2 protein-coding genes and 1 pseudogene are annotated in these 2,403 nt (G+C 69.9%); 1 reads left to right on the forward strand and 2 read right to left on the reverse strand.

Going from position 1 to position 2,403, the window contains the following annotated elements:
* Positions 1-116: 116 nt before the first annotated feature.
* Both ACN27A_RS34270 and ACN27A_RS34275 read right to left on the reverse strand, forming a co-directional pair.
* Positions 117-1,028, reverse strand: a complete 912-nt coding sequence (locus ACN27A_RS34270; RefSeq protein ID WP_421459139.1) for a class I SAM-dependent methyltransferase — start codon at positions 1,026-1,028, stop codon at positions 117-119.
* Complete coding sequence (locus ACN27A_RS34275; RefSeq protein ID WP_421459141.1) at positions 1,025-1,948, reverse strand: SAM-dependent methyltransferase; 924 nt, start codon at positions 1,946-1,948, stop codon at positions 1,025-1,027. The genes ACN27A_RS34270 and ACN27A_RS34275 overlap by 4 nt, the downstream gene beginning before the upstream one ends.
* A 262-nt stretch (positions 1,949-2,210) precedes the next feature.
* Between ACN27A_RS34275 and ACN27A_RS34280 the strand changes: the two are divergent.
* Positions 2,211-2,403: pseudogene (locus ACN27A_RS34280) on the forward strand (preprotein translocase subunit SecY); the annotation flags it as partial.

Raw genomic sequence — 2,403 nt, forward strand, 5'->3', positions numbered from 1 at the left:
GTCGTCGATGAGCGGCTCCGGTGCCGCGCTGGCCAGTGCCCGCGCCGCCGCGACCATGGTGGCGGTCGCCCCCACGCTGGAAGCCAGGTCCCACGTGTCGTCGTCGGTGCGTGCCATCAGTGCTCCTGTCCGAGCCGGGCGGTCAACCAGCCGGAGTCTCCGGTCATCGCGAGCAGCTCATCGGCGGGCGGGTCGAACCCGTGGGCGGTGTAGGCAGCCACGTTCGGCTGCACGGTCACCGACCATCCTCGCGCACGCAGATGGTCGGCCGCGGAGTTACGCGCACCGGTGTAGAACAGAGCTTCCAGGTCGATGTCGCTGCCGTGGCGGCGGCCCCGCTCGGTCATGGCCTTGGCCCAGTCGCCGGTCAGCGCCTTGGGATCCATGTGCTCGGTGGCCAGCCGGCTGCCCGGCGCCGACAGTGCGGTGATGCCGTCCAGCAGCCGGTCCTGCGCCTCGGCGGGCAGATAGATGAGCAGGCCCTCGGCGATCCACGCGGTCGGCCGGGCCGGGTCGAAGCCGCCGTCGAGCAGAGCCTGCGCCCAGTCGTCGCGCAGATCGACACCGACGGTCCTGAGCTCGGCGGCCGGCGCCGCGCCGGCCTCGGTGAGGACGCGCGTCTTGAACTCGATGACGTCGGGCTGGTCGATCTCGAACAACACGGTGCCGGCCGGCCAGCTCAGCCGGTGGGCGCGGGTGTCCAGACCGGAGGCCAGGATCACCGCCTGGCGCACCCCGGCGGCGACCGCGCCGGCGAACAGGTCGTCGTAGAACCGGGTCCGCACCGCGACGTGCTCGCACATCTGCCGGGTGGTGAACAGCGGGTCGGCGTCGGTGGCGAGCTGACCGTCGGCCATCCTGACGAAGTGGGGCAGCCCCACCGCCTTGACCAGCGTGGCCGCGTAGGGGTCGTCGATCAAGGGGTCGGGCTGGCGGCTGGCCAGCGCCCGGGACGCGGCCACCGACGTCGCCGTGGCACCCACGCTGGAGGCCAGGTCCCAGCTGTCACCGTCGGTGCGCACCGTCATCTGCTCGCCGAAACATAGCGGACGTCGGCGAATCCCTCGTCGTCGTCCAGCGGGGCCAACCCGTAGCGGCGCAGCAGATCGTTGGTCGGCGTCGCGGTGACGACCCACCCCCGAGCCCCGAGGAAGTCGTGTACGTCGGCGCGCTCACCGAGGAACACCAGTTCGGAGAAATCGAGGTCGAAGCCCTGGCTGCGCCAGCGCTCGGTGGACTCCTTCATCCGCTCGCGCACCTGCTCCTCGTCGACGTCCTGGTTGCCCGGAACGCCTTCGGCGGCCAGCCGGCTGCCGGGGGAGCTGAGCTCGCTGATCTGGTCGAGCAGCCGGTCCTGCCCGTCCGGCGGCAGATAGCCCAGCAGGCCCTCGGCGATCCATGCCGTCGGAGCGGACGCGTCGAAGCCGGCGGCGGCCAGCGCGGCGGGCCAGTCCTGGCGCAGGTCGATGCCGACGGTGCGCAGCGTGGTCGTCGGCTCGGCGCCGAGACCGGCCAGCGTCGTCGCCTTGAACTCGATCACCTCGGGTTGGTCGACCTCGTAGACCACCATGTCCGCCGGCCAGCGCAGCCGGTAGGCGCGGGCGTCGAGACCGGAGGCCAGGATGACGGCCTGCCGGACGCCCGCGGCGATCGCGTCGGCGAAGAAGTCGTCGAAGAACCGGGTGCGCGCGGCCATGCCGTCGGCGAACCGCCTCATGCCCACCGGATTGGCGCCGTCCTCACCGTCCAGTTCGGCCGCGCTCAGCTCGCCGGAGGCCAGCCGGGTGAAGAAATCGTGACCGACCGCGCGCACCAGTGGGGCCGCGAACGGATCGTCGATGACCGGTGTGTCGGCGCGGCTGGCCACCGCCCGTGCGGCGGCGACCATCGTGGCGGTCGCGCCGACGCTGGAGGCGAGGTCCCAGGTGTCGTTCTCGGTTCGTGGCATCTGTGTGTCCTTGTGTTTGCGGTGCGGTCCCGGCCACCTGTTAGTTAGGTGGCTTAATGACCTGCCACAACTGTACGCGTCGAATAGGGATCGGATTCGGGCCAACGGAGATGCAACTGTTAGTCTCGTAGACTGTTTGAACGCGTGACCTGCGCAGGCCATATACCTGCCGGTCCCGTCGCGCACACGACTTAACCACGACGCTGGTCACGCCAGCCACAGAGCACGCCGCGATCGTTACTCGGCCGTGCAGGAGGAAAGAGTGCTCTCGGCTTTCATCTCATCACTGCGAACGGTCGACCTGAGGCGAAAGATCCTGTTCACGCTGGGCATCGTTCTCCTCTATCGGGTCGGCGCCTCGATTCCGTCGCCCGGGGTGAACTACCCCAACGTCCAGCAGTGCATCACCCAGGCCACCGGCGGCGAGTCCGGGCAGATCTATTCGCTGATCAACC

This window comes from Micromonospora sp. WMMD737, assembly GCF_049179055.1.
GTDB lineage: Bacteria > Actinomycetota > Actinomycetes > Mycobacteriales > Micromonosporaceae > Micromonospora > Micromonospora reichwaldensis.